This is a genomic window from Stenotrophomonas sp. YIM B06876, assembly GCF_030711595.1.
Taxonomy (GTDB): domain Bacteria; phylum Pseudomonadota; class Gammaproteobacteria; order Xanthomonadales; family Xanthomonadaceae; genus Stenotrophomonas.
This window is the reverse complement of the sequence record NZ_JAUJUJ010000001.1, coordinates 49,899-73,773: the sequence shown is the minus strand read 5'-3', so window position 1 is coordinate 73,773 and position 23,875 is coordinate 49,899. Positions and strand designations below refer to the sequence as shown.

General features: G+C 67.6%; 20 protein-coding genes. 7 read left to right on the top strand and 13 right to left on the bottom strand.

What is annotated here, in order from left to right; all coding sequences use genetic code 11:
• Positions 1 to 232: 232 nt before the first annotated feature.
• A complete protein-coding gene (locus tag QZH66_RS00285; RefSeq protein ID WP_305803946.1) occupies positions 233 to 2,053 on the top strand; it encodes a DUF885 family protein in 1,821 nt (606 codons plus the stop codon).
• A gap of 809 nt (positions 2,054 to 2,862) precedes the next feature.
• On the opposite strand, the gene mtnC is transcribed toward QZH66_RS00285, so the two are convergent.
• The 5 genes from mtnC to QZH66_RS00260 form a co-directional block, all read right to left on the bottom strand.
• On the bottom strand, positions 2,863 to 3,564 hold the full coding sequence (gene mtnC / locus QZH66_RS00280) for an acireductone synthase (RefSeq protein WP_305803945.1): 702 nt from the start codon (positions 3,562 to 3,564) through the stop codon (positions 2,863 to 2,865).
• 3 nt (positions 3,565 to 3,567) lie between these two features.
• Positions 3,568 to 4,134 carry an acireductone dioxygenase gene (locus tag QZH66_RS00275; RefSeq protein WP_305803944.1) on the bottom strand — a complete coding sequence of 189 codons (567 nt, stop codon included), beginning with the start codon at positions 4,132 to 4,134 and terminating at the stop codon, positions 3,568 to 3,570.
• A 61-nt stretch (positions 4,135 to 4,195) separates the two neighbouring features.
• Positions 4,196 to 4,843 (bottom strand): methylthioribulose 1-phosphate dehydratase, encoded by a 648-nt coding sequence (locus QZH66_RS00270; protein WP_305803943.1) that lies wholly within the window; start codon positions 4,841 to 4,843, stop codon positions 4,196 to 4,198.
• 10 nt (positions 4,844 to 4,853) lie between these two features.
• On the bottom strand, positions 4,854 to 6,299 hold the full coding sequence (locus tag QZH66_RS00265) for an amino acid permease (RefSeq protein WP_305803942.1): 1,446 nt from the start codon (positions 6,297 to 6,299) through the stop codon (positions 4,854 to 4,856).
• Between the two features lie 73 nt (positions 6,300 to 6,372).
• The gene (locus QZH66_RS00260; protein WP_305803941.1) at positions 6,373 to 7,848 is read right to left on the bottom strand and encodes an amino acid permease; all 1,476 of its coding nucleotides are present in this window, start codon (positions 7,846 to 7,848) and stop codon (positions 6,373 to 6,375) included.
• A 186-nt stretch (positions 7,849 to 8,034) separates the two neighbouring features.
• Between QZH66_RS00260 and QZH66_RS00255 the strand changes: the two genes are divergently transcribed.
• Positions 8,035 to 8,592: an NUDIX hydrolase gene (locus tag QZH66_RS00255; protein WP_305803940.1), complete on the top strand. Its 558-nt coding sequence runs from the start codon at positions 8,035 to 8,037 to the stop codon at positions 8,590 to 8,592.
• Positions 8,593 to 8,837: 245 nt separating this feature from the next.
• On the opposite strand, the gene serA is transcribed toward QZH66_RS00255, so the two are convergent.
• Complete coding sequence (serA, locus tag QZH66_RS00250; protein WP_305803939.1) at positions 8,838 to 10,079, bottom strand: phosphoglycerate dehydrogenase; 1,242 nt, start codon at positions 10,077 to 10,079, stop codon at positions 8,838 to 8,840.
• Between the two features lie 207 nt (positions 10,080 to 10,286).
• Here serA and QZH66_RS00245 point away from each other — a divergent pair, with 207 nt between their 5' ends.
• The 3 genes from QZH66_RS00245 to QZH66_RS00235 all read left to right on the top strand — a co-directional run bounded on the left by QZH66_RS00245 (position 10,287) and on the right by QZH66_RS00235 (position 13,853).
• Positions 10,287 to 11,675, top strand: coding sequence for an FAD-binding oxidoreductase (locus tag QZH66_RS00245; protein WP_305803938.1), 1,389 nt, complete (start codon positions 10,287 to 10,289; stop codon positions 11,673 to 11,675).
• A 64-nt stretch (positions 11,676 to 11,739) separates the two neighbouring features.
• Positions 11,740 to 12,039 carry a DUF2388 domain-containing protein gene (locus QZH66_RS00240; protein ID WP_305803937.1) on the top strand — a complete coding sequence of 100 codons (300 nt, stop codon included), beginning with the start codon at positions 11,740 to 11,742 and terminating at the stop codon, positions 12,037 to 12,039.
• Complete coding sequence (locus QZH66_RS00235) at positions 12,036 to 13,853, top strand: DUF4105 domain-containing protein (RefSeq protein ID WP_305803936.1); 1,818 nt, start codon at positions 12,036 to 12,038, stop codon at positions 13,851 to 13,853. The genes QZH66_RS00240 and QZH66_RS00235 overlap by 4 nt, the downstream gene beginning before the upstream one ends.
• Positions 13,854 to 13,884: 31 nt before the next feature.
• Here QZH66_RS00235 and QZH66_RS00230 read toward each other — a convergent pair whose 3' ends face one another.
• Together QZH66_RS00230 and folE are read right to left on the bottom strand one after the other, a co-directional pair.
• Positions 13,885 to 14,583, bottom strand: coding sequence for an RNA polymerase sigma factor (locus tag QZH66_RS00230; RefSeq protein WP_305803935.1), 699 nt, complete (start codon positions 14,581 to 14,583; stop codon positions 13,885 to 13,887).
• Positions 14,584 to 14,595: 12 nt separating this feature from the next.
• Positions 14,596 to 15,210, bottom strand: coding sequence for a GTP cyclohydrolase I (gene folE, locus QZH66_RS00225; protein ID WP_305804103.1), 615 nt, complete (start codon positions 15,208 to 15,210; stop codon positions 14,596 to 14,598).
• Between the two features lie 172 nt (positions 15,211 to 15,382).
• Between folE and QZH66_RS00220 the strand changes: the two genes are divergently transcribed.
• Both QZH66_RS00220 and QZH66_RS00215 read left to right on the top strand, forming a co-directional pair.
• Positions 15,383 to 16,918, top strand: a complete 1,536-nt coding sequence (locus QZH66_RS00220) for an FAD-dependent oxidoreductase (protein ID WP_305803934.1) — start codon at positions 15,383 to 15,385, stop codon at positions 16,916 to 16,918.
• Positions 16,909 to 17,766: a patatin-like phospholipase family protein gene (locus QZH66_RS00215; RefSeq protein WP_305803933.1), complete on the top strand. Its 858-nt coding sequence runs from the start codon at positions 16,909 to 16,911 to the stop codon at positions 17,764 to 17,766. Before QZH66_RS00220 ends, QZH66_RS00215 begins: the two co-directional genes overlap by 10 nt.
• Positions 17,767 to 17,829: 63 nt before the next feature.
• On the opposite strand, the gene yeiP is transcribed toward QZH66_RS00215, so the two are convergent.
• The 5 genes from yeiP to QZH66_RS00190 form a co-directional block, all read right to left on the bottom strand.
• Entirely contained in the window at positions 17,830 to 18,396 is a 567-nt protein-coding gene (gene yeiP, locus QZH66_RS00210; protein WP_305803932.1) for an elongation factor P-like protein YeiP, read from the bottom strand.
• A gap of 62 nt (positions 18,397 to 18,458) precedes the next feature.
• Positions 18,459 to 19,229 carry an SDR family NAD(P)-dependent oxidoreductase gene (locus QZH66_RS00205; protein ID WP_305803931.1) on the bottom strand — a complete coding sequence of 257 codons (771 nt, stop codon included), beginning with the start codon at positions 19,227 to 19,229 and terminating at the stop codon, positions 18,459 to 18,461.
• A 72-nt stretch (positions 19,230 to 19,301) separates the two neighbouring features.
• Positions 19,302 to 21,860 carry an EAL domain-containing protein gene (locus QZH66_RS00200; RefSeq protein ID WP_305803930.1) on the bottom strand — a complete coding sequence of 853 codons (2,559 nt, stop codon included), beginning with the start codon at positions 21,858 to 21,860 and terminating at the stop codon, positions 19,302 to 19,304.
• The gene (locus tag QZH66_RS00195) at positions 21,857 to 22,750 is read right to left on the bottom strand and encodes a hydroxymethylglutaryl-CoA lyase (RefSeq protein WP_305803929.1); all 894 of its coding nucleotides are present in this window, start codon (positions 22,748 to 22,750) and stop codon (positions 21,857 to 21,859) included. The genes QZH66_RS00200 and QZH66_RS00195 overlap by 4 nt, the downstream gene beginning before the upstream one ends.
• A gap of 293 nt (positions 22,751 to 23,043) precedes the next feature.
• On the bottom strand, positions 23,044 to 23,835 hold the full coding sequence (locus QZH66_RS00190; protein WP_305803928.1) for an enoyl-CoA hydratase-related protein: 792 nt from the start codon (positions 23,833 to 23,835) through the stop codon (positions 23,044 to 23,046).
• Between the last annotated feature and the right edge of the window lie 40 nt (positions 23,836 to 23,875).

The window sequence follows — 23,875 nt, the reverse complement described above, 5'->3', positions numbered from 1 at the left end:
GGAGCGTGGCTGACGCGAAGCGCGGCAAGCCGGGTCATCAGGCGCGCGCGACGGGGCGAAAAAGGCCCGTGCAGCGCAGGGAGGGCGCGATTATGACCGTTCAGGGCGCTGGCCGCGATGCCCGCGGCGGCGCGATCCAGCTCGTGGCCATGGCGGGTAATGACCTTTGGCCCTTGTCGCTGGCGGAGATGCTCTTGACGCTTGACGCTTATCCACAGCATCGGACGCCCTCATGCCTCTTCGCCCGCTCGTGCTTGCCGTATCCCTGTCGTTGGCCGCCGGCCTGACCGCCTGTTCGCCGTCCGCCCCTGAGGGCAAGCCGGAAGGAACTTCCGCCAGCGCGGCGCAGGCCGACAAGGCCCGGCAGTTGACCGCCGCCTATGCCGAGTTCTGGGAAGAGGTGCTCAAGCTCAATCCGGTGCAGGCCACCTTCCAGGGCGACAACCGCTACAACGACCAGCTGCCGGACTTCGGCTCGGCCGAGTACCGCAAGCAGATCCACGATTTCAACCAGCGCTGGCTGGACAAGGTGCGGAAGTTCGGCGATGCCGGCCTGACCGGGCAGGACCTGCTGAGCTACGAGATTTTCGTGCGCGAGCGCCAGGACGAGCTGGAATCGGAGAAGTTCCCCTCGTGGATGCTGCCGGTCAACCAGATGGGCAGCATTGTCAGCTACGCGGTGATGCTCGGCTCCGGGCAGGGCGCGCAGCCGTTCAAGACGGTGAAGGATTACGCCAACTGGCTGGCACGTGCGGGGCGTCTGCCGGTGCTGCTGGATACCGAAATCGCCAACATGCGCGAAGGCATCAAGGCCGGCGTGGTGCAGCCGCGGGTGCTGATGGAAAAGGTGCTGCCGCAGTTCGATGCGCTGATCACCGCCAAGCCGGAGGACAGCGAGTTCTGGGGTCCGATCAAGGCGCTGCCGGCCGATTTCGCCGATGCCGACAAGCAGCGCCTGACCGCGGCCTACCGTGGGTTGATCGCCGACCAGCTGATGCCGGCGCTGCAGAAGCAGCGTGACTTCATCGCCAACGAGTACCTGCCGGCGACCCGTGACAGCGTGGGCCTGGACGCGCTGCCCAATGGCAAGGCGTGGTACGTGTTCTCGGCCCACCAGAGCACCACCACCGAGCAGACGCCCGAGCAGATCCACCAGATCGGCCTGGACGAAGTGGCGCGCATCCACGGCGAGATGCAGAAGGTGATGGAGCAGGTGGGCTTCAAGGGGTCGCTGCAGGACTTCTTCAAGTTCATGCAGACCGACAAGCGCTTCGAGTTCAAGTCGGAAGAGGAGCTGCTGGCGCATTACCGGGCGCTGGAGGCGAAGATCCAGGCCAATGTGCCCAAGCTGTTCTCGCTCACGCCCAAGGCCGGGTTCGAGATCCGCCCGATCGAGGCGTTCCGCGCGCGCTCGGCGGCCGGTGGCGAGTACATGAGCCCCAGCGAAGACGGCAGCCGCCCGGGCATTTTCTACGTCAACACCTACGACCTGCCGACGCGCAAGACCTGGGACGCCGAAGACCTGTTCCTGCACGAGGCCATTCCCGGCCACCACTTCCAGCTGGCGTTGCAGCAGGAGCTCAAGGGCGTGCCGGCGTTCCGGCGTTTCGGTGGCGAGACCGCTTTCATCGAGGGTTGGGGCCTGTACGCCGAAGGGCTGGGCAAGGATCTGGGCGTCTACACCGACCCGTACAGCTACTTCGGCCGCCTGCAGGGCGAGTTGTGGCGTGCGGTGCGCCTGGTGGTGGATACCGGCCTGCACAGCAAGAACTGGGACCGCCAGCAGGTGCTGGACTACATGTTCGCCAACTCCTCGGTCAGCGAACCCGATGCCATCGCCGAGGCCGAGCGTTACATCGCATGGCCGGCCCAGGCACTGGCCTATAAGACCGGTGAGCTCAAGATCAAGCAGCTGCGCGCCCGCGCCGAGCAGCAGCTGGGTGACAGGTTCGACATCCGCGAATTCCATGCCGAAGTGTTGAAGGACGGCTCGGTGCCGCTGAGCGTGCTGGAAAGCAAGATCGACACCTGGATTGCCAGCAAGAAGGGTTGATCCACCGGCAGCCGCGCCTGCCGGCTGCGCGCACATGTGGAGCCGGGGGGCGCACCTGTAGAGCCGGGCAGCGCCCGGCTGCTCTGCGGTTCCCATGCGGGACGGTGCTTGCCGGGCGTTGCCCGGCACTACAGGTAGGTCGGTGCGCGGGCGCGTTCTGTTGTGCCGGGATGTCGCCGAGCAACCCTGTAGCGCCCGCGCTGCGCGCATGCCTCTGTAGAGCCGGGCAGCGCCCGGCTGCTCTGCGGTTCCCATGCGGGACGGTGCTTGCCGGGCGTTGCCCGGCACTACAGGTAGGTCGGTGCGCGGGCGCGTTCTGTTGTGCCGGGATGTCGCCGAGCAAACCTGTAGCGCCCGCGCTGCGCGCATGCCTCTGTAGAGCCGGGCAGCGCCCGGCTGCTTTGCGGTCTCCTGCGGGACGGTGCTTGCCGGGCGTTGCCCGGCACTACGGGGCTGGCTTGCCGGGCGTTGCCCGGCACTACCGGTTGGTCGGTGTGCGGACGCGTTTCCTGTAGAGCCGGGCAGCGCCCGGCTGCTTTGCGGTTCCCATGCGGGACGGTGCTTGCCGGGCGTTGCCCGGCACTACGGGTCTGGCTTGCCGGGCGTTGCCCGGCACTACGGGTCTGGCTTGCCGGGCGTTGCCCGGCATTACCCGGCACTACCGGTTGGTGGTGCGCTACAGGTCGCTCTTGTGCGCTTGTGTCGTCGGGCCAACAAAAACGGACCCCGCGGGGTCCGTTTCAGCGATACGAACGCATTGCCCTGGCGAATGCCGGGCAGCGGGTTTCCCCCGCATCGGGCGCCCGGTTTCAGAGCGTGATCTGCTCGAAGTTCTCCGCGCGGGTGTGGCCGTGGGTGGCTTCGCCCGTGCGGGGCATCGGGTAGTCCGGCAGACGGTCGATCAACACCGTCTGCAGGCCGGCGTCGCGGGCCGCATCCAGCTCCTCGACCACGTCGGACAGGAACAGGATGTCGCGCGGTGCCTGCTTGATGGCGGCGGCGATGCGGGTATAGCTGGGGGCCTCGCGCTTGCCGCCGACTTCGGTGTCGAAGTGGCCGGAGAACAGGCCGGTCAGGTCGCCGGCGTCGCTGTAGGCGAAGAACAGTTTCTGCGCGGCCACCGAACCGGACGAATACACATACAGCGGAATGCCGGCCGCATGCCATCCGCCCAGGGCCGCGGCCACTTCCGGGTACAGATGCGCGGTGTAGTCGCCGTTGCGGTAACCGGCGTCCCAGATCATGCCCTGCAGCGCCTTGAGCGCGGTGTGTTTGCGGTCCTGGTCGATCCAGCCTTGCAGGGTCTCGACAATGACCGCATCGTCGCAGGCGCTGGCGGCAATCTCGGTGGCCACCGCATCCAGCCAGCGGCGCACCTGCGGCTCTTGCCCATGGCTGCGGACGAACCCGGGCAGGGCGGTGCGGGCGTAGGGAAACAGCACATTCTTGACGAAGGAAATGCTGCTGGTGGTGCCTTCGATATCGGTCAGGATCACGCGGGGACGGGACATGGCTCAGGCCTCCTTGGCCGGCTGGCCGGGTTCATGGCCGGGAAACCTGCGGGCGATATCGGTACCGGTGAAGTGGCCGACCCAGCCGTCGGGCTCGGTGAAGAAACGGATGGCGGCGAAGTCCGGTTCGGCGCCCATGTCGAACCAGTGGGTAAGGCCATCGGGCACCGAGATCAGGTCGTCCTTCACACACTCGACCTGGTAGACCTTGTCGTCCACATGCAGGGTGAACAGGCCCGAGCCGGCGACGAAGAAACGCACCTCGTCTTCCTTGTGGTAGTGCTCGTCGAGGAACTTCTGACGGATCGCGGCGCGGTCCGGATGGTCCGGGGCGACGGAGGCCACATCGACGCTCTTGAAGCCATACGCGGCGACCAGCCGGTCGATGTCTGCGCGGTAGGCGGCGAACACCTCCTCCTGGCTGGCACCGGCGGTGATCGGGTGGTTGGCCTGCCAGCGCTCGAAGGTGACACCGATCTTCTGCAGTTCGGCGGCGATGACCTCCCCGTCGCGGCTGTCCAGCAGCGGCGTGTCGGGAGCGGTGTCGTTGAAGATGCGGAGTCGACTCATGGCGGGGGCAGTCACGAAAAGAGGGGGGGGGTGTCAGCGGCCGGCTGCCGGCCGCACGGATTCAGCGACCGCCGCGCAGCTTGCGCAGTTCCAGTTCGCAGTGCAGCAGGAACTCGAACGCTTCCAGGTGGCGGCGGGCCTCGGCCATGTCGCGGCCCCAGGCATACAGCCCGTGGCCGTCGATCAGATAGCCCCACATCGATTGCGTATCGAGCAGGGCATCGACCTGGGCCGCCAGCAGGTCCATGTCCTGGGTGTTGGCGAACACCGGCACGTCCACCGCCATCTCGTGGGTGCGGTTGCCGTGGAAGGCCTTGAGCAGTTCGTAGCCTTCCAGGCGGATATGACCTTCGCCGGCGTACAGCCGCGAGGCGATGGTCTGCACCGGCGAATGGGTGTGCAGCACGCAGCCGATGTGCGGAAAGCGGCGGTAGATCTGGGTGTGCAGCAGGGTTTCGGCCGACGGACGCAGCGGCCGGCCGACGGCCTTGCCATCGAAGTCAACGACCATGATGTCGTCCTCGACCAGCCGGCCCTTGTCGCGGCCGGACACGGTGATCGCCGCATGGCGCTCGTCCAGGCGGTGCGAGAAGTTGCTGCTGGTGGCCGGGGTCCACCCTGCCTGGGCAAGCTCACGGACATTGGTGATCAGCAGCTGCGCCAGTTCGCGCAGCTGCTGGGTGTCATACGGAAAGGAAGGGGCGTTCATGCCCCGTATTCTACTTCCCGGCTTGCCCGCTGTCGGCGCGCAGCTTGCTGTGGCGGACGCCATAGGTGAAGTAGATGACGAAGCCGGTCGCCGTCCAGATTCCCATCAGCATCCAGTTGTGCGCGGTCATGGCGGTCAGCAGCGCGATGCAGCTGAGCACGCCCAGACTGCAGATCAGCCACGCCATCGGCATGCGGAACGGGCGCGGCAGGGCCGGCTGGGTACGGCGCAGGATCATCACCCCGGCACAGACCGCGGCAAACGCGATCAGGGTGCCCATCGAGGTCAGTTCGCCCAGGATGTCCAGCGGGAACAGCGCCGCCAGCAAAGCGATGCCGATGCCGGTGATCACGGTATTGATGTGCGGGGTGCGGTATTTGGGATGGATGCGGGTGAATACCGGCGGCAGCAGGCCATCGCGGCCCATGATCATGAAGATCCGCGGCTGGCCGATGATCATCACCAGCACCACCGAGGAAAGCCCGATCAGCGCGCCGATCTCGACGATGATGCGCAGCCAGCCCAGTTGCGGATGGGCGGCCACCGCGGTCACCACCGGCTCGTCGGTGCCGAGCAGCTGGAACGGCACCAGCCCGGTCATCACCGCGGCCATGGCGATGTACAGCACGGTGCAGATCAGCAGCGACAGCAGCATGCCAATCGGCATGTCGCGCTGCGGCTTGTGCGATTCCTGCGCTGCCACCGACACCGCCTCGAAGCCGATATAGGCGAAGAACACCATGGCGGCACCGCGCAGTACCCCCTCGAAACCGTACTTGCCCGGCCCCTCGTTGGCGGGAATGAACGGGGTCCAGTTGCCGGGGTCGACATATTTCCAGCCGGCGAAAATCACCAGCACGATCAGGCCGACCTTCAGCACCACCATCGCCATGTTGATCGCGGTGGATTTGCGGATGCCGACATAGCACAGCCAGGTCAGCAGCAATACGATCCCGGCGGCGGGCAGGTTGGCGATGGCGCCGGTCGGGCGCAGTTGCGCGTCCAGTGGCGCACTCACCAGTGCGGCAGGCAGGTGGATGTTGAAATGGTCGAGCAGGCTGAGAAAGTAGCCGGTCCAGCTGACCGCGACCGCCGAGGCGGAGACGCCGTATTCGAGCACCAGCATCCAGCCGATGAACCAGGCCGACAGCTCGCCGAAGGTGGCGTAGGTATAGGTGTAGGCACTGCCGGAAACCGGCACCATCGCGGCGAATTCGGCATAGGCCATCGCGCAGAAGGCGCAGCAGATGGCGGCCAGAATGAACGACAGGATGATCGCCGGGCCGGCGTGATTGGCTGCCGCCTGGCCGGTGATGACGAAGATGCCGCCGCCGATCACCGCGCCGATGCCCAGTGCGGTCAGGCCCCACGGGCCCAGGGTGCGGCGCAGGCTCAGGCCGTTGGCTTCCTGGTGCGCGGCGTGCGGATGCTTGGTGGCCCACAATTGTTTGAGCATGGTCGATGTCTTCGCTGGCAGTGCGCGGTGGCGCATGAAAAAAGGCCGGCGTGGTGGCGCCGGCCCCGGTCGGTTACGCGCTCTGGTTGAGCTTGCTGTGGCGGATGCCGTAGCCGAAGTAGATGCACAGGCCGAGCAGCGTCCACAGCACGAACACCAGCCAGTGGGCGGCGAACGCCATGGCGAACAGGCCCAGGCAGATCAGGGCACCGGCTGGCGCGATGAACCAGACCGCCGGAACGCGGAAGGAACGCGGCATGTCGGGTCGGGTACGGCGCAGCACCAGCACGCCGATGCAGACGGTGGCGAAGGCCAGCAGGGTGCCCATGGCGACCAGCTCGCCCAGCACGCTCAGCGGCACCAGCCCGGCCAGGGTGGCGGCGACCACGCCCACGATAAGGGTGCTCAGGTGCGGCGTGCGGAACTTCGGGTGCACCTTGCCGAAAATCGGCGGCAGCAGGCCATCGCGGGAGATAGTGTAGGCCACGCGGGTCTGGCCCATCATCATCACCAGGATCACCGAGGACAGGCCGGCAATGGCGCCGATCTCGACCCAGGTCTTCAGCCAGGACAGGCCGGCATAGGCTTGCAGCGCGGTGGCCACCGGCTTGTCGGTACCCAGCAGCTTGTAGGACATGAGCCCGGTCATCACCGCACAGACGACGATGTAGATCACGGTGCACACCGCCAGCGAGCCGAGCAGGCCGATCGGCATGTTCTTCTGCGGGTCCTTGGTTTCGCCGGCGGCGGTGGAGACCGCGTCGAAGCCGATGTAGGCGAAGAACACGATCGAGGCGGCGCGCAATACACCGCTCCAGCCGAACTCGCCGAAGGTGCCGGTGTTGTCGGGGATGAAGGGGGTCCAGTTGGCGGGATCGACGTAGCTCGCGCCGAAACCGACGAACAGGCAGATCACCGTCACCTTGATCGCCACGATGACCGCGTTGACGAAGCTGGACTGGGTGACGCCGACGTACAGCAGGGTGGCGATCGCGGCGACGATCAATACCGCGGGAAGGTTGAACAGCTTGCCCGAGGCGACGAACTGGCCCGCTTCCCAGGTGATCGGGGCCGCGGTGAGGGCGTCGGGGAAAGGCAGGTTCAAGGTGGTGGTGAGGAAGCTGATCATGTACGCCGACCAGCCCACCGCCACGCTGGCCGAGGCGAACAGGTATTCCAGCACCAGGCACCAGCCGATGAACCAGGCCATGCCTTCGCCGAGGGTGGCATAGGAGTAGGAATAGGCGCTGCCGGAGACCGGGATCATCGCCGCGAACTCGGCATAGCACAGGCCGGCGAAGGCACAGGCCAGGCCGGCCAGCACGAACGACAGCATGATCGCCGGGCCGGCGTGGTGGGCGGCAGCCTGGCCGGTGACGACGAAGATGCCGGCGCCGATCACCGCACCCATGCCGAGCAGGATCAGGTGCTTCGCTGTCAGGGTCCGTTTGAGCGTGGCTTCGCCTTCCAGGCTGCCTTCGACCGGTTCACCGGCGTCGACGTGGGCGGCCGGCTCGACCGGTTTGACCCGCAACAGAGATTTGAGCATGCGGCAATTTCCCCAAGGTGTTCAGGTGGCTCGCGGTCGAATGCCGCAGTGCCGGAGTGGTGACGTGATCCGTCGTGGATCGCGCATCCGCCTTACCTTGCCAAAGCCGGCGGTGCTCCACAAGCGCGGTTGCAGCATGAGCGGCGATAATGCGCGCTGGATGTTGCCACGGGGATAGTCCCACTCATGCACGACCCGGATACGGATTTGAAACAGGCGCTGCGCGACTATGCGCAGCGCTGGCCGGAAGAGACCGCGCTGGCCGCGCAGTTCGCCGCGTTGCTGGACGATGCGCAGGACCCGTTCGCGCGCGAGCGGCTGCAGGGGCATTTCACCGGCAGCGCGTGGCTGGTCAGCGCCGACGGCGCGCGGGTGCTGCTCACCCATCACCGCAAACTGCAGCGCTGGCTGCAACTGGGCGGCCATGCCGACGGTGAACGTGATCCCGGCGCGGTGGCGTTGCGCGAGGCGCAGGAAGAATCCGGCCTGTCCGGATTGACGCTGCTGTCAACGCGGATTTTCGATCTCGACCGGCACTGGATTCCCGAACGCAAGGACGCGCCCGGTCATTGGCATTACGACCTGCGCTACGTGGTGCGTGCCGGTGCCGACGAGACGTTCATGGTCAGCGCGGAGTCGCTGGACCTGGCCTGGTGCGAGGTGGCGGATGTGGCCGCCGGGCCGGACCTGTCGATGCGGCGGATGGCCTGCAAGTGGCAGCAGGCGGTAGCCGCGGCGGTCTGACCGGCGCGGTCTGGCGCAGGCGCTTTCCGCAGCAGCGAGGCCAGCGGAGGCCGTGCGGGAAAGCGGGGGAGGTTCCAGGGGCGGAGGAGGTGCAGTGGAAGCCCCCTCGCGGCGTAGGCCGCCCCTATCAAATCGGCAGTCTTGCGACTTATGTCGCTGCTGCGAAAACCGGCGCCGCGGGCAGGGCGACGTCAGTGGCGCGGCGTTCTGCGTCCACATCGCGGCGGCGGCAGCGCAGGCGCGGCTCAGTAAAGGACGCGGGTACGCAGCGTGGCGGGAATGGCGGCCAGTTCCTCGCGGATGGTGGCGGTCTGGTCCTCGCTGGCACTGATATCGATGACCACGTAGCCGACCTTGGCATCGGTGCGCAGGAACTGGCCGTCGATGTTGAGGTTGTGGCGCGAGAAAATGTCGTTGATCTGCGACAGCACGCCGGGCACGTTGCGATGGATGTGCAGCAGACGCAGGCTGTGCTCGTGGCTGGGCAGGGTCACTTCCGGGAAATTGACTGCCGACAGCGTGCTGCCGTTGTCGCTGTAGCGCACCAGTTTGGCGGCCACTTCGACGCCGATGTTGTCCTGCGCTTCCAGCGTGCTGCCACCCACGTGCGGGGTCAGGATGACGTTGTCATGGGCAACCAGCGGCGATTCGAACGGATCGCCATTGCCTTGGGGTTCAACCGGGAACACGTCCACGGCGGCGCCGCCCAGGTGTCCGGAAGTCAGTGCCGCATCCAGCGCATCGATATCGACCACGGTGCCGCGGGCGGCGTTGATCAGGTGCGCGCCGGGCTTCATCTTCGCCAGCTGCGCGGCGCCGATCATCCACAGCGTGGACGGGTTTTCGGGCACGTGCAGGGTGACTACGTCCGAACGCGCCAGCAGGTCGTCCAGGCTGGCGGCCGGATGGGCGTTGCCCAGCGACAGTTTGGTTTCGATGTCGTGGAAGATCACGTGCATGCCCAATGCTTCAGCCAGCACCCCGACCTGGGTGCCGATGTGGCCGTAGCCGATGATGCCCAGCGTCTTGCCCCGTACCTCATGGCTGCCGGCGGCCGATTTCGACCAGCCGCCGCGGTGGCACTCGGCGTTCTTCTGCGCAATGCCGCGGGCCAGCAGGATCGTCTCGGCAATCACCAGTTCGGCCACTGAACGGGTATTGGAATAGGGCGCGTTGAAGACCGGAATGCCGGCCAGTTCGGCCGCTTCCAGATCCACCTGGTTGGTGCCGATGCAGAAACAGCCGATCGCCATCAGCCGCTTGGCATGGACCAGCACGTCGGGGCCCAGCTGGGTGCGCGAGCGGATGCCGAGGATGTGGGCTTCGGCGATGCGCGTCTTCAGCTCGTCTTCCGGCAGCGACTTGGCATGCAGCTCGATCTGCGAATACCCGGCCGCCTTGAAGATATCCACGGCGGTGGGGCTGACCCCTTCGAGCAACAAAACGCGGATGTCCTGCTTCGGGAACGAGGTCTTCTTCGGCGACATGTCGGCTGGGGCGGAAATAGCGAAGGGAAATTCACTATGCCAGAAGCCGGATGGATTTGGTGCGCTGCGCAATGCGGCAAGGCATTGATGGGAAAAGGTTTCATATGAATTCAATCGCCTTCCCGAGCGCTGCCGCGCGACGACTGGACGCGCCCGGGGCAGGCTGGCACGCTGGGCGCCCCTCACGTTGCCGACGCCGCCGTTGCCATGACCGATCCGCGCCTGGAATCCCTGCAGCACGCCTGCCCGACGCTGCGCCTGACGACCGAGCCGTCCGACCTGGAGCATTACGGCCGCGACTGGACCCGGCGCTGGACCCCGGCACCGCTGGCCATCGCGTTGCCGGCCACGGTCGAGGAAGTGCAGGCGGCGGTGCGCTGGGCCAATACACAGGGTGTGGCGATCGTGCCTTCAGGGGGACGCACCGGCCTGTCCGGCGGTGCGGTCGCGGCCAACGGTGAGCTGGTGCTCAGCCTGGAACGGATGAACAAGGCGCTGGCGTTCGATGCGGTGGATCGCACCCTGACGGTGCAGGCCGGCATGCCGCTGGAGGCGGTGCACAACGCCGCCGGCGAGCATGGCTTGAGCTATCCGGTGGATTTCGCTGCCCGCGGCTCCTGCTCGATCGGCGGCAACATCGCCACCAATGCCGGCGGCATCCGCGTGATCCGCTACGGCAATACCCGCGAGTGGATCGCCGGGCTGAAGGTGGTGGCCGCCAATGGCGAGTTGCTCGAACTGAACAAGGGCCTGATCAAGAACTCCAGTGGCTACGATTTCCGCCAGCTGATGATCGGCTCGGAAGGCACGCTGGGCATCGTGGTCGAGGCCACGCTGAAACTTACCGATCCGCCGCCGGCGACCCGGGTGATGCTGCTGGCACTGCCCTCGTTCGAGGTGCTGATGCAGGTGTTTGCCGCCTTCCGTGAACGCCTGCCGCTGGAGGCGTTCGAGTTCTTCACCGACCGTGCGGTGAACCACGTCACCGCCCATGGCGCGCAGTATCCATTCGATGCGCGGCATCCGTATTACGTGGTGACCGAGTACGCCTGCCGCGATGAGGCCGGTGAGGCGGTGGCGATGGCCGCGTTCGAGCACTGCATGGAGCAGGGCTGGGTGCTGGATGGCGTGATCAGCACCAGCGAGGCCCAGGCCCGGCAGCTGTGGCGCCTGCGCGAGGGCATCACCGAAGCGGTCGCCCGCTACACGCCCTACAAGAACGACGTATCGGTGCGGATCTCGGCGATGCCGGCGTTCCTGGCCGAAACCCAGGCGCTGATCGGTGAGGCCTATCCGCATTTTGAGGTTGTGTGGTTCGGGCATATCGGCGACGGCAACCTGCATATCAACGTGCTCAAGCCCGATGCCAGCAGTGACGCCGAATTCCTGGCGCAGTGCGAGCACGTCACCAGACTGCTGGCGCAGGTGCTGCAGCGCTTCGATGGCAGCATTTCCGCCGAGCACGGCATCGGCCTGGTCAAGAAGGCCTACCTGTCCAGCACCCGTTCGCCGGCCGAGATCGCTTTCATGCGTGCGGTCAAACACGCTTTCGACCCGGCCGGGTTGATGAATCCGGGCAAGCTGTTCGATGCCTGAGCCAAGACGCCTGCGGTGCGGGCGGTTAATCTTGCCGCCTTGCCCACCACCTTCCAAGACGATGATGATCCGCTCGATTCTGTTCTGCACATTGTTCGCCCTGCCGTTGTCGGCGGTTGCTTCCAGCTTTGCCGGCACCTCGGCCGGATCCGCCTCGGGTGCGTCCTCGCATTCGTCGGGCAGCAGCTCCGGCGACGACAAGGTGGTGCTGGACGCACGCGACGACGCAGCCGGCTTCATTGCCAGCGAAGGCCGCATCCGCAGCGCGCGTCTGGAAGCGGCGTTGATCCAGCTGCGTTCGCGCGACAGCGCGGCGCGGTCGGCCAGCGATCTGGAACTGGCGCGGGCCATCCTGGCGCTGTGATCCACCGCTGGCGCCGCCTGGCGCTGCTGGCGCTGCTGTGCTGTGCGGCACCGGCGCAGGCCGCCATCCGTTTCCATCTGGATCCCGATGGCCTGACCCCGGCCGAAGTGGCGGCCAGCACGCAGCTCACTGAAGTGGCCCTGGGCCATCTGCCGGCGAACTGGCGGCGGACGCAGGTACCCGAGGTCGAACTGCAGTGGCGAAATGACCTGCCAGCGCATGTCAGCGGCCGGGCGTTGGGACACCGGATCCGGCTGGACCGGCGGATATTGGCGCAATGGATGGCGGTTGCCGGGGATGCCGACACTCTGGATGGCCGCCGCGCACTGGCGACGCTGCTGCATGAGCTGGCGCATGTGCTCGACCGTTCGCCGCAGGGGGGATGGTCGCGGCAGTCGCGCTTCCGGGAACTCGCCGGCTGGCAGGCGCGTCCGTTGCGGATCGGTCGCGGCCGGAACCGTTTTGCCGATCGCAGTCCGGATCGCTACGAGCTGCACAGCCCGGCGGAGTTCTTCGCGGTCAACGCCGAGTATTACCTGCTCGACCGCGAATATGCCTGTCGGCGGCCGGCCCTGCATGCCTGGTTCGCTGCCCGGCTGGGACCGGCAACGCTGCCGCCACCGGATTGCGGCACCACGATGCCGCTGCTGCAGAACACCGGTGCCGAGGGGGGGGCGGCGCTGATGACGCTGGACCCGGCGCGGATCTATGAGGTGGATTACCTGCTGGCCGAAGGCAACCATCAGCCGATGAGCCGCTGGGGACACAGCATGCTGCGGCTGGTGATCTGCGCGCCGGGACGCGCGCCGGGTCCCGCGTGCCGGCTCGACCTCCCGCATCACCGGGTACTGTCATTCCGCGCGTTTGTTTCCGATGTGCAGATCTCCAGTTGGCGTGGGCTGACCGGCGGCTATCCGTCGCGCCTGTTCGTGCTGCCGCTGGACCAGGTGATCGACGAATACACCAAGGTGGAATTGCGCGGCCTGCAGTCGATCCCGCTGCGCCTGTCGCGTGACGATATCGCCGAGCTGTTGCAACGTACCGGCCAGGTGCACTGGGGCTACGACGGACGCTATTTCTTCGTCAGCAACAACTGCGCGGTGGAGACCGGCAAGCTGCTGCAGGAAGGTATTTCGCGGCTGGAATCCTCCGGGCTGGACCGGATCACCCCGCGCGGACTGTTGCGCCGCCTGCAGCGTCAGGGCATCGCGGATGCGTCGGTGCTGGATGACCGCGAAACCGCGCTGCGCCAGGGCTACTACTTCGAGTCGGCCGCCGCGCACTACCAGAACATGCTGGACGTGGCCCGCGCCGCGCTGCCGATCCCGCAACGGACGGTGGCGCAGTGGTGGGCACAACCGGCCCAGGCACGCGGAAAATGGATTGCCGATGCCGACCTGCGCGCGGCCGCCGCTTTGCTGTTGCTGGAACAGGGCGCGTTGCGGCGGCAGGAACTGCAGGTGCGCGACGCGCTCAAGCGGCGCTTGCTGGGCAGCGACAAGGCGCTGGAGCAATCGCGGGAAACGCTCGAGCAGCTGCTGGAGGTGGCCGGGGTGCTTGCGCGGCCTGCGGCGCTGGCCGGGGAGCGCGGTTACGGCCTGCCGCGGGCGGCGGAACTGGCAACGCTGGAGCACAACGCCGGGCAACTCAGTGCGCGCGCCCGGCAAGGGGCAGGGCAGTTGCGTGAACAGGGCCGCGCCCGGCTGTCCGTGCGCCAGCAGCAGGCGCTGGCCGGCACAGAAGCCAATCTGGATCAACTGGCGCAACGGCTGCGAATTCTCAGCCGCGAGACGCCTTCATCGCCGACGCCGTAGACCGTGATCGAGCTGGCCGCGGCGGTGACGGCTACGGCAGCGCGTTCAGGCGCTGCATCACCGCCGCGCTTATCCGGTCGCAGCGTGCGCCCAGGAACGGGAATGTGCCGGTCAGTGTCGCCGCCAGCACCTCGTGCAGGTCGGTACGCAGCATCCGCCGCGCCCGGTGCAGGCGTGTCTTCACCGTTTCACCGCGCAGCCCCAGCGCCGCGGCAGTCTCCTCGACGCTGCAGTCTTCGATCTCGCGCAGCACGAACACGATGCGGAACGGTTCCGGAAGCCGGTCGATCGCCTGCTCCAGCAGCCGGCGGGCCTGGTCGCGTGCAAGGATCGCGGCCGGGTCGTCATTGCCGGCCTGGCCCGGGAACGGCAGCACCTGTCCCTGTCCCATCTGGATTTCCTCGATGTGCTCCACCGCCACCTGCGGGCGACGCTTGCGCAGGCGGCCATAGGCTTCGTTGAGCACGATGCGGGTAAGCCACGTCAGCAGCGAGGCTTCCCCGCGGAAGTGGGCGAGGCGGGCGAAGGCATGCACGTAGGCTTCCTGCACGACATCCTCGGCCTCGCCTTCATCGCGCAACACGCCGCGCGCCACCCGGAACAGACGCTGGTTGCAGCGGCGCAGGACGTCGCCAAAGGCGTTGCGGTCGCCTTGGCGCACCCGCGCCACCAGCGCCGCATCGTCCAGGGTGGCGTAGTCGGGCGCAGTCGAGGGCAGGGGCGTGGTCATGGTCTGACGGTCTCACGGAGCAGTGGCGGACAGCGCGTCCAGTACCTCGCCGCGCCAGGGATCGTGCGCAAAGTCGCCCAGCAGGCACCGTGTGAACATCGAAACACCGTGCATACGGACGCCGCGTGAGGACAGGCAGGCATGCCCGGCCTGCAGGACGACCGCCACACCACGGGGGCGCAGCCCCTGCTCGATGGTGTCGGCGATCTCGCGGGTCAGCCGTTCCTGGATCTGCAGGCGGGCAGCGAGGGCGTCCACCACCCGCGCCAGCTTGGAAATGCCGACGACCCGCGCGCCGGGCAGATAGGCGATGTGGGCTACGCCGCGGATCGGGGCCAGGTGGTGTTCGCAGACCGAGCGCACCGGAATGTCGCGCAGCAGGACCAGATCGTCGTAGCCGGCGCCGTCGAATGTGCGCCCGAGCGCGACCAGCGGATCGATGGCGTAGCCATGGAACCACTCCTCGCAGGCGCGCACCACGCGTGCCGGGGTGTCGCGCAGGCCCTCGCGATGCGGCTGCTCGCCGATCCAGCCGATCAGGGTGCGCACCGCCGCCTCGGCCTCCTGCCGGCTGGGGCGGGTGGCGGGGAGGTCGGCCAATGGCCGGACAGCTTCAACGGTGGGCAGGCGGGCATCACGCACGGCACGGTCTCGCAGGTGGACTATGCAGACAGATGCGCCAGCGGGCGCCAGGTTCCCGCGGGCCGGCCGGGAACCCGCCGCGTCCTGGCGCATCCAATCGGCAGGCGGTCCAGCACGGGCTGCCTTGAAACGGTATTCCCGCAGGAGGAGTCGTGTCATGGCCGCAGCAGGCGAAACAGGGCAGGGGCCGGATTTTGCGCAGGGTGTATCGCTGGAGGACGTGCCGGCCAGCGGCGTATTGGCCGGGCATGTCGATGGCAGCCCGGTACTGCTCGCGCGCGTGGACGGGCAGCTGTACGCGGTCGACGGCGCCTGTACCCACTACGGCGCGCCGCTGGGCGCGGGGCTGGCGGTGGACGGCCAGATCCGCTGCCCCTGGCACCATGCCTGCTTCAGTCTGCGTACCGGACAGGCCTTGCGCGCCCCGGCATTTGCCGGGCTGGCGACGTGGACGGTGGAAACGGTGGGGCAGCGCGTATTCGTCCGGGCGCGCGTTGCCGGGGGCGCAATCGCGCCGCAGCCCGGCGCGTCGGCAGGCAGCGCATCGCGGCAGCAGGCGCCCCGCCGCATCGTCATCATCGGTGGTGGCGCGGCCGGTTACGCAGCGGCGCTGCGGCTGCGCGAATCGGGGTTTTCCGGCAGCCTGACGCTGCTGTCGGCCGACAGTGACGCGCCCTACGACCGGCCCAACCTGTCCAAGGATTACCTGGCCGGTACCGCAGCCGAGGACTGGATTCCGCTGCAGGCCGCCACGTTCTATGCCGAACACGACATCGACCTGCGCCTGCGCTGCGAGGTGGCCGCCATCGATGTCGGCGCCGCGCAGGTGACGACCCTGGCAGGGGAGCGGTTTGGCTACGACCGCCTGCTGCTGGCCACCGGCGCCGAGCCGGTGCGGTTGCCGGTACCGGGTTTCGAGCGGTCCAATGTGTTCACGCTGCGCTCGCTGGCCGATGCGCGCGCGGTCATCGCCGCGAGCGCCGGCGTGCGCACTGCGGTGCTGATCGGCGCAGGCTTCATCGGCCTGGAGGTGGCCGCGGCGCTGCGTACCCGCGGGCTGGAGGTGCACGTGGTGGCGCGCGAAGCCGAGCCGATGGCCACGGTGCTGGGACCGGTGCTGGCGGCGGAACTGGTACAGCTGCATCGCGGACACGGGGTGGTGTTCCACCTGCAGACCTCGCCAACCCTGTTCGATGGCAGCCGGGTGCTGCTGGAGGATGGCACCCCCGTGGACGCCGGGCTGGTGATCGTCGGGGTCGGGGTGGCGCCGCGCACCGCGCTGGCGGCTGCGGCAGGACTCGCGGTTGACCACGGCATCGTGGTTGACGAGCAGCTGCAGACCTCGGCACCGGGGATCTATGCGGCCGGCGACGTGGCCCGCTACCGCCAGGATGGGGCGCTGCGCCGGGTCGAACACTGGGTGCACGCCCAGCGCCAGGGCCAGGCGGCTGCGGCCAACCTGCTTGGCGCGGCGCAGGCGTTCACCGACGTGCCGTTTTTCTGGACCCATCACTACGGCCTCGACCTGCGTTACAGCGGCTATGGCGCCGGCTGGGACCAGGTGCAGCTTGAAGGCTCGCTGCCCCGTGGCGATTGTCTGGCCCGCTTCAGCCGGCAAGGGCAACTGGTGGCGGTGGCTTCGGTCGGACGTGACCGCGACAACCTGCTGGCGGAGGCGCAGCTATGGCACTGACCGCCTTCGTGTTGGCCGGGGGCGGCAGCCTCGGTGCGGTGCAGGTGGGCATGCTCAAGGCGTTGTGCCAGCGGCGCATCGTGCCCGACCTGCTGGTCGGGGCTTCCGTGGGGGCAATCAACGCGGCCTATTTTGCGGCGCGCCCGGATGCGGCCGGCGCGGCCGCGCTGGAGCAGGTGTGGCTCGGGTTGCGGCGGGCCGAGGTGTTCCCGCTGTCGTTGCGGCACAGCCTGAGCTGCCTGCTGGGGAGCGGCCAGTATCTGGTCGATTCCGCACCATTGCAGGCCCTGATCGCCGCGCAGCTGCCCTATTCCCGTCTGGAGCAGGCGACGGTTCCCTGTCATGTGATTGCCACCGATGTGCTGGATGGCTCTGAAGTGGATTTTTCCGACGGACCGGCGGTCCCGGCCCTGCTGGCCAGCGCGGCGATTCCCGTGGTGTTTCCGCCCGTGCAGCTGGGCGGGCGCTATCTGGCCGATGGCGGTGTTGGCGGATTGACGCCAATATCGGTGGCCTGTGCCTTGGGGGCTACGCGGGTGCTGGTGCTGCCTACGGGCAGATCCTGTGCACTGCAGGTGCCGCCGCGCGGGGCGATCGCGATCGCGCTGCATACCTTGAACCAGATGGCGATGCGCCAGTTGCAGGCCGATATCGAACGCTTTGCCGGTCGGTGCGACCTGCAGGTGGTGCCGCCGTTGTGCCCGCTGGCGGTGCATGCCTATGATTTTTCGCATACCTCCGAATTGATCGGACGCGCCGAGGTTTCCACGGCGGCCTGGTTGCGTGACGGGCCGGAGGATCCGGACCCGCGCTGGCCGCTGGCGCCGCACCGGCATCCGCACCACTGAGTTGCCAGCGTCTCCGCCGCCGTGGGCGCAGCGGCGGAGATCAGGTTGCGGTGCCGGCGGGACTCAGTCGGCGCGGCCGCCGAACTCGCCGGTGGTGGTGTTGACCAGCACGCGTTCGCCGTTGGCGATGTACTCGGGCACCATGATTTCAATGCCGCTGTTGAGCTTGGCCGGCTTCGGGCGCTTGGTGGCGGTGCCACCCTTGAGCTCGGGCGGGGTCTCCACCACTTCCAGCACCACATGCTGCGGCAGCTGCACCGCCACCGGCTGGTCGTCGATCACCTGCACGAAGATATTGCCCAGGCCTTCGGTGATGTAACCGGCATCGTCACCGATCACTTCGGCATCGAGCGTATACGGGGTGTAATCCTCGTCGTCGAGGAACACGAACGCGTCGCCATCCTTGTAGGAATAGGTGGACTGGCGGCGCAGCAGTTCGACTTCGGGCAGGTTGTCATCGGCGTCGAAGCTGGCATCGAGCTTGTTGCCGCCGGGGACGCTGTACATGATGAAACGGAAGCGGACATTGCCGCCGCGGCCCTGCGGCGAGCTGCGCTCGATGTCGCGGACCTGGTAGACGCCGTTGTTGTATTCGACGACGTTGCCTTTCTTGATTTCGTTGGCTTTCATGACATGGGGCCGATCAGTTGGAAAACGGTGGCGGGCGCGTTGCGGGCAACCTGCCGGGAAAGTTACTTCGGTGCCAGGCGGACGGCGCCGTCGAGGCGGATGGTCTCGCCGTTGAGATAGGTGTTGCCGAGGATATGCGCGACCAGGCCGGCGAAATCCTCGGGCTTGCCCAGCCGGGGCGGGAACGGGATGGAGGCGGCCAGCGACTGCTGCACGGCGTCGGGCATGCCGTCGACCATCGGCGTCCAGAAGATGCCCGGTGCAATCGTCATCACGCGGATGCCGAAGCGCGACAGCTCGCGCGCCATCGGCAGGGTCATGCCGACCACGCCGCCCTTGGAGGCGGAGTAGGCGGCCTGGCCGATCTGGCCTTCATAGGCGGCCACGCTGGCGGTGTTGATGATCACGCCGCGCTCGCCGTCGAGGCCGGCTTCGTTGTGCTGCATCAACTCGGCGGCGGCCTTGGCGACGTTGAAGCTGCCGACCAGGTTGACCATCACCGTGGACTGGAAATTGGCCAGCGGCATGGACGCTTCCTTGCCGAGCACGCGCCCGGCGCCCAGGATGCCGGCGCAGTTGATGGCGGCATTGAGCCCACCGAGGAATTCGCGCGCGGCCGCCAGGTTGGCGGCGACGCCGGCCTCATCGGTGACATTGGTGGTGAAGTAGCGCGCCTTGTCGGCGCCCAGCCCGGTCACCGCGGCGGCGCCCTTGTCGTCATTGAGATCGAACAGGGCCACTTTGCCGCCGTGGGCAACAAGGTGCTGCGCCACGGCCAGACCGAGGCCGGAGACACCACCGGTGATGACGGCACGTACAGAAGACAGCTGCATCCAGATGATCCTGCTGATGTGGAGAGCGCCGATTCTAGCCGAAGCGGCACGCGCGGCCGCGGGCGCCGGGATTCAGGCGATGCGGCGGGCGAAATCCTCCGCCGACAGCCCCGGTGCGAACAGGAATCCCTGGCCCACCGGCACCCCCAGTTCGAGCAGGAACTGGCGCTGCGCCTCGGACTCCACACCTTCGGCCACCAGCCCCAGGCCGAGGCTGCGGGCGATGCCGCAGACCGCCTCGCACACCGCCACATCCGAGCGGTTGCCGGGCACGCCCTCGACAAACAGCTGGCTCAGCTTGAGCCCGTGGATCGGCAGCCGGCGCAGGTAGTTCAGTGCGCTGTAGCCTTCGCCGAAGTCGTCGATGGTCAGCATCACCCCCATCTCGCGCAGCTGGGCAAAGGTGCGCAGGGTGGACGGGGCATCCTCGATCAGCACCCGCTCGGTGAACTCCAGCTCCAGCGCGGTGCCGGGCAGCGCGAACCTGTCCAGCGCCTCGCGCACGTGGCGGGCCAGCTCATCGCCGGCAAACTGGCGGTAGGACACGTTGATCGCCACGCGCACGATGCCCAGCCCCTGGTCCAGCCATTCGCGCACCTGGCGGCAGGCTTCGTGCAGCACCCAGTTGCCGATGCGCACGATGTCGCCGGTGCTCTCGGCGTGGGCGATGAACAGGTCCGGGCGCAGTTCGCCCAGCATGATGTTCTGCCAGCGGATCAGCGCTTCGGCGGCGACCACGCGGCCATGGCGCAGGTCCACCTGCGGCTGGTACACCAGCCGGAATTCGTTGTCGTCCAGCGCCCGGCGCAGCCGGCTTTCGATCTGCAGCCGGTCCTGCTGGCGTTGCGCCAGCTCCGGGGAGAACAGCTGCCAGGCATTGCGCGAACGCCGCTTGCACTCGTACATCGCCATGTCCGCGTTCTGGATCAGCTGCTGCGGGCGGTTGCCATCGTGCGGGGCGCGGGCGATGCCGATGCTGGTGGTGACCGAGAACTCGTCGCTGCCCAAGGTGAAAGGGCTGGAAAACGCCTCGGTGATCGCAGTCGCCAGCCGCTGCGGTTGTCCCGGCTCGGTACGGGCATCACACACCACCAGGAATTCGTCGCCGCCGAAGCGCGCCAGCAGGCCTTCGCTGCCCACCGCGGCGGCGATACGGCGGGTCGCCTCGATCAGCAGTTCATCGCCGGCCGCATGCCCGAGCATGTCGTTGACCACCTTGAACCGGTCCAGGTCGATGTACAGCACCGCGACCGCGGCATGGCTGGGATTGGCCATGCGCATGTCCAGGTCGGTCAGCGCCGCGTCGCGGTTCATGATCCCGGTCAGCGGGTCGGTCCGGGCCTGGATGCGCAGGGTTTCCTCGCCCTGCTTGCGCTCGGTGATGTCCTGCAGGGTGCCGGCAATGCGCGAGCCGGCCACATCGCCCGCTTCCACCTCGCCGACCATGCGGATCCAGAAACTGTGGCTATCGGCGCGTTGTCCCTGCAATTCCAGCTCGAATCCCGTGCGCCGCTCGACCACGTCCAGCAGCGCCCGTTGCAACTGCTCGCGGTCCTCGCTGCGCAGGCACTCGAGCAGCCGCTGCAGGGTTTCAGGCGGGCGCTGCTGGCCGAGGATGCGCTGGGCTTCGCCGGTCAGGTACAGCCGCTGCTGGCCGCGGTCCCATTCCCAGCCGCCGATATGGGCCAGTGACTGGGCGCGGTCGAACAGCGCGTTGTCACGCTTGAGTTCGGTGATGTCGCTGAACAGTGCGAACACATGGTCGGGGGTGTCGCAGCCGGAGGAGAAGACCGGGACATTGGTGGTGGAAATCCAGATCATGCGGCCGCGCGGGCGGTGGTACAGGCCGATGATGGTGCTGCGGGTGGTACGGCCGGCGTGGAACGCCAGCGAGACCGGCCATTGCGCGGGAGTGATCGGATGGCCGTTTTCATCGACGGTGATCCAGTCCTCGCCGCTCATCGCCGGCCGCGTCGCTCCCGCGGCCGCACCATTTACGCCGAGGATGCGGTAGGCGGCCGGATTGGCGGAGACCAGTTTCAGCTCGCGGTTGAACAGCATCACCCCCTTGTCGATCGATTCCATCAGCAGGCGGTAGCGCGACTCGGCCTCCCAGCGCCGGCTCAGATCGCGCGCCACCGCGACAATGCAGCGGTCGCCCTCCTGGACGAAGCCGGCCGAATGCACCTCGACCGGGAAGCGGCTGCCATCGCCGCGCATGTTGGTGACTTCCAGCACATAGGTTTCGCCGCGATCGAGCGTTTCCCATACCGGTTGCAGGTGGCCGTCGGGCAGGTCCGGATTCAGGTTCTCGATCGGCTGCCCGACGATTTCCTCGCGCGGGCGGCCATAGGCCTGGATGCCCGCCGTGTTGAGATCGAGCACGGTGCCGGTTTCGCTGAGGATGCTGACCGGATCGGGCACGGCATTGAACAGGGTGGCGTAGCGGCGCTGTGCCGACAGTCGCGCGGACATGGCCGAGGACAGGGCATCGCGGGCGGTGGCCAGCAGGCGTTGCAGCTCGGGAACGAGCGGCCCGGCGAGGGCCGCATCCAGTTCGGCCAGTGCATCGACATGGGCGGTGGGGTGATCACCGACGGAAGGGTCGTCGCGCTGGCCGGAGGTCGTCATGTCGTTGTCAGTGCTCGCCCTGTCTTGCTGCCCGTTTCGCGGCCCAGCCGTTCGGCCAGCCAGCGGCCCGTCGCCGCCAGCGCCGCAAGGTCGACGCCGGTCTCCATCCCCATGCCGTGCAACATATACACCACATCCTCGCTGGCGGCATTGCCGCTGGCGCCGCGGGCATAGGGGCAGCCGCCAGCGCCGGCCACCGCCGCATCCACCACCCGCACGCCTTCTTCCAGGCAGGCGGCGATGTTGGCCAGCGCCTGGCCGTAGGTGTCGTGGAAGTGCACCGCCAGCGCCGCCATCGGGATCTCCGCCGCGACCGCACGCAGCATCGCGCGGGCCTTGTGTGCGGTGCCCACGCCGATGGTGTCGCCCAGCGAAATCTCGTAGCAGCCCATGGCGTGCAGGCGGGTGGCCACGCGGACCACGTCGGCCAGCGGTACTTCGCCCTGATACGGACAACCCAGCACGGTGGAGACATAGCCGCGGACCTTGACCCCGTCGGCGGCGGCGCGCGCCAGGATCGGCTCGAAACGCTGCAGCGACTGCTCGATACCGGCGTTGGTATTGGTGCGGTTGAAGGTCTCCGAGGCCGCGGTGAACACCGCCACTTCCTGCACCCCGACCGCGCGGGCGCGCTCGTAACCCTGCTCGTTGGGCACCAGCACCGGGTAGTCGACCCCGGGAAGCTTGTCGATGCCGGCATAGACTTCGGCCGCGTCGGCCAGCTGCGGAACCCAGCGTGGACTGACGAAACTGGTGGCCTCCACGGTTTTCAGCCCCGTGGCCGCCAGCCGGTTGATCAACGCGATCTTGTCGGCGGTGGAAACCTGGACTTTTTCATTCTGCAGGCCATCACGCGGGCCCACTTCGACGATGCGGACGAAATCTTTCATACGGACCTGTTGCGGTAATCGGGTGGGAGGAATCCATGGAGCGGATCGGGCGGCCGGCCGACGCCGGATCGCACGGGGATCCGGTGGTTCCCGGCGACATGGCTGATGGCGCCCGCAGGGACTCCATCATAATGATTGGCGCGGGGCACGGCTCACGCCGGCCCGCCTCCGCCGGCGCTATTGCGGAACAGTGCAGTGCGACCGGAAAGCCGCGGCGGTCCGCTTGCTGGTCCCGCGTTGTTGGCCGTCGGGACTACGGGCGGCAGCGCACCGCCGGCGCGCCGGAACACCGCTCAGCCCTGGGTTGCCCAGCGCGGCGGGCGCTTGTCGAGAAACGCCGACAGCCCTTCCTTGCCTTCGGGGGAAGCGCGCAACGCGGCAATCAAGGCGGCATTGGCCTGATCCAGGCGGTCGCGCTCACCGCTGGCCGCCGCGACGTTGCGCACCAGGGTCTTGGCCGAGGCCGCCGCGACCGGTCCGGCCTTGCCGAGCAGGTCGAGCTGGCGCTGCACCGCCTCATCCAGTTGCGCAGGCACCACCATCTGGTGGATCAGGCCGATATTGAGCGCGGTGGCGGCATCGAAATGCTCGCCGGTGGTGAAGTAGCGTCGGGCCTGGCGCGGGCCGATGGCGGCAATCACGTACGGGGAAATGACCGCTGGCAGCAGGCCCAGGCGGCTTTCGGTCAATCCGAAACGGGCATCGGAACTGGCGATGGCGATATCGCAACAGGCGATCAGGCCGACACCGCCGCCAAAGCTGGCGCCATGCACCCGCGCAATCGTGGGTTTGGGCAGCTCATCGAGGGTGCGCATCAGCCGCGCCAGGGCCAGCGAGTCACGCCGGTTTTCTTCTTCCGTGGCCGAGGCCATCGCCCGCATCCACTGCAGATCCGCACCGGCCGAGAACGAGACCCCATGGCCGGCCAGCACCACCGCGCGGATCTCCGCAGCCTGCGCGGCCGTATCCAACGCGGCGGTCAACGTGGCGATCAGTTCGGCATCGAACGCATTGTGCAGGGCAGGCCGGTTCAGATGCAGCGTCAGCACCGATCCTGCGCGTTCCATCAAGAGTGCGTCGCTCATCGAACATCCTGTGAGGTTGAAAATCCGGGGAATCATAGCG

What these genes read in the sequence shown, in the direction of transcription:
- QZH66_RS00215 (WP_305803933.1), top strand. Translation starts at nt 16,909, where the DNA reads ATGGCACTGACCGCCTTCGTGTTGGCCGGGGGCGGCAGCCTCGGTGCG.
- QZH66_RS00255 (WP_305803940.1), top strand. Translation starts at nt 8,035, where the DNA reads ATGCACGACCCGGATACGGATTTGAAACAGGCGCTGCGCGACTATGCG.
- QZH66_RS00230 (WP_305803935.1), bottom strand. Translation starts at nt 14,583, where the DNA reads ATGACCACGCCCCTGCCCTCGACTGCGCCCGACTACGCCACCCTGGAC.
- QZH66_RS00220 (WP_305803934.1), top strand. Translation starts at nt 15,383, where the DNA reads ATGGCCGCAGCAGGCGAAACAGGGCAGGGGCCGGATTTTGCGCAGGGT.
- QZH66_RS00270 (WP_305803943.1), bottom strand. Translation starts at nt 4,843, where the DNA reads ATGAACGCCCCTTCCTTTCCGTATGACACCCAGCAGCTGCGCGAACTG.
- QZH66_RS00240 (WP_305803937.1), top strand. Translation starts at nt 11,740, where the DNA reads ATGATCCGCTCGATTCTGTTCTGCACATTGTTCGCCCTGCCGTTGTCG.
- QZH66_RS00260 (WP_305803941.1), bottom strand. Translation starts at nt 7,848, where the DNA reads ATGCTCAAATCTCTGTTGCGGGTCAAACCGGTCGAGCCGGCCGCCCAC.
- mtnC (WP_305803945.1), bottom strand. Translation starts at nt 3,564, where the DNA reads ATGTCCCGTCCCCGCGTGATCCTGACCGATATCGAAGGCACCACCAGC.
- QZH66_RS00205 (WP_305803931.1), bottom strand. Translation starts at nt 19,229, where the DNA reads ATGCAGCTGTCTTCTGTACGTGCCGTCATCACCGGTGGTGTCTCCGGC.
- QZH66_RS00195 (WP_305803929.1), bottom strand. Translation starts at nt 22,750, where the DNA reads ATGAAAGATTTCGTCCGCATCGTCGAAGTGGGCCCGCGTGATGGCCTG.
- QZH66_RS00190 (WP_305803928.1), bottom strand. Translation starts at nt 23,835, where the DNA reads ATGAGCGACGCACTCTTGATGGAACGCGCAGGATCGGTGCTGACGCTG.
- yeiP (WP_305803932.1), bottom strand. Translation starts at nt 18,396, where the DNA reads ATGAAAGCCAACGAAATCAAGAAAGGCAACGTCGTCGAATACAACAAC.
- QZH66_RS00265 (WP_305803942.1), bottom strand. Translation starts at nt 6,299, where the DNA reads ATGCTCAAACAATTGTGGGCCACCAAGCATCCGCACGCCGCGCACCAG.
- QZH66_RS00245 (WP_305803938.1), top strand. Translation starts at nt 10,287, where the DNA reads ATGACCGATCCGCGCCTGGAATCCCTGCAGCACGCCTGCCCGACGCTG.
- QZH66_RS00285 (WP_305803946.1), top strand. Translation starts at nt 233, where the DNA reads ATGCCTCTTCGCCCGCTCGTGCTTGCCGTATCCCTGTCGTTGGCCGCC.
- QZH66_RS00275 (WP_305803944.1), bottom strand. Translation starts at nt 4,134, where the DNA reads ATGAGTCGACTCCGCATCTTCAACGACACCGCTCCCGACACGCCGCTG.
- serA (WP_305803939.1), bottom strand. Translation starts at nt 10,079, where the DNA reads ATGTCGCCGAAGAAGACCTCGTTCCCGAAGCAGGACATCCGCGTTTTG.
- QZH66_RS00200 (WP_305803930.1), bottom strand. Translation starts at nt 21,860, where the DNA reads ATGACGACCTCCGGCCAGCGCGACGACCCTTCCGTCGGTGATCACCCC.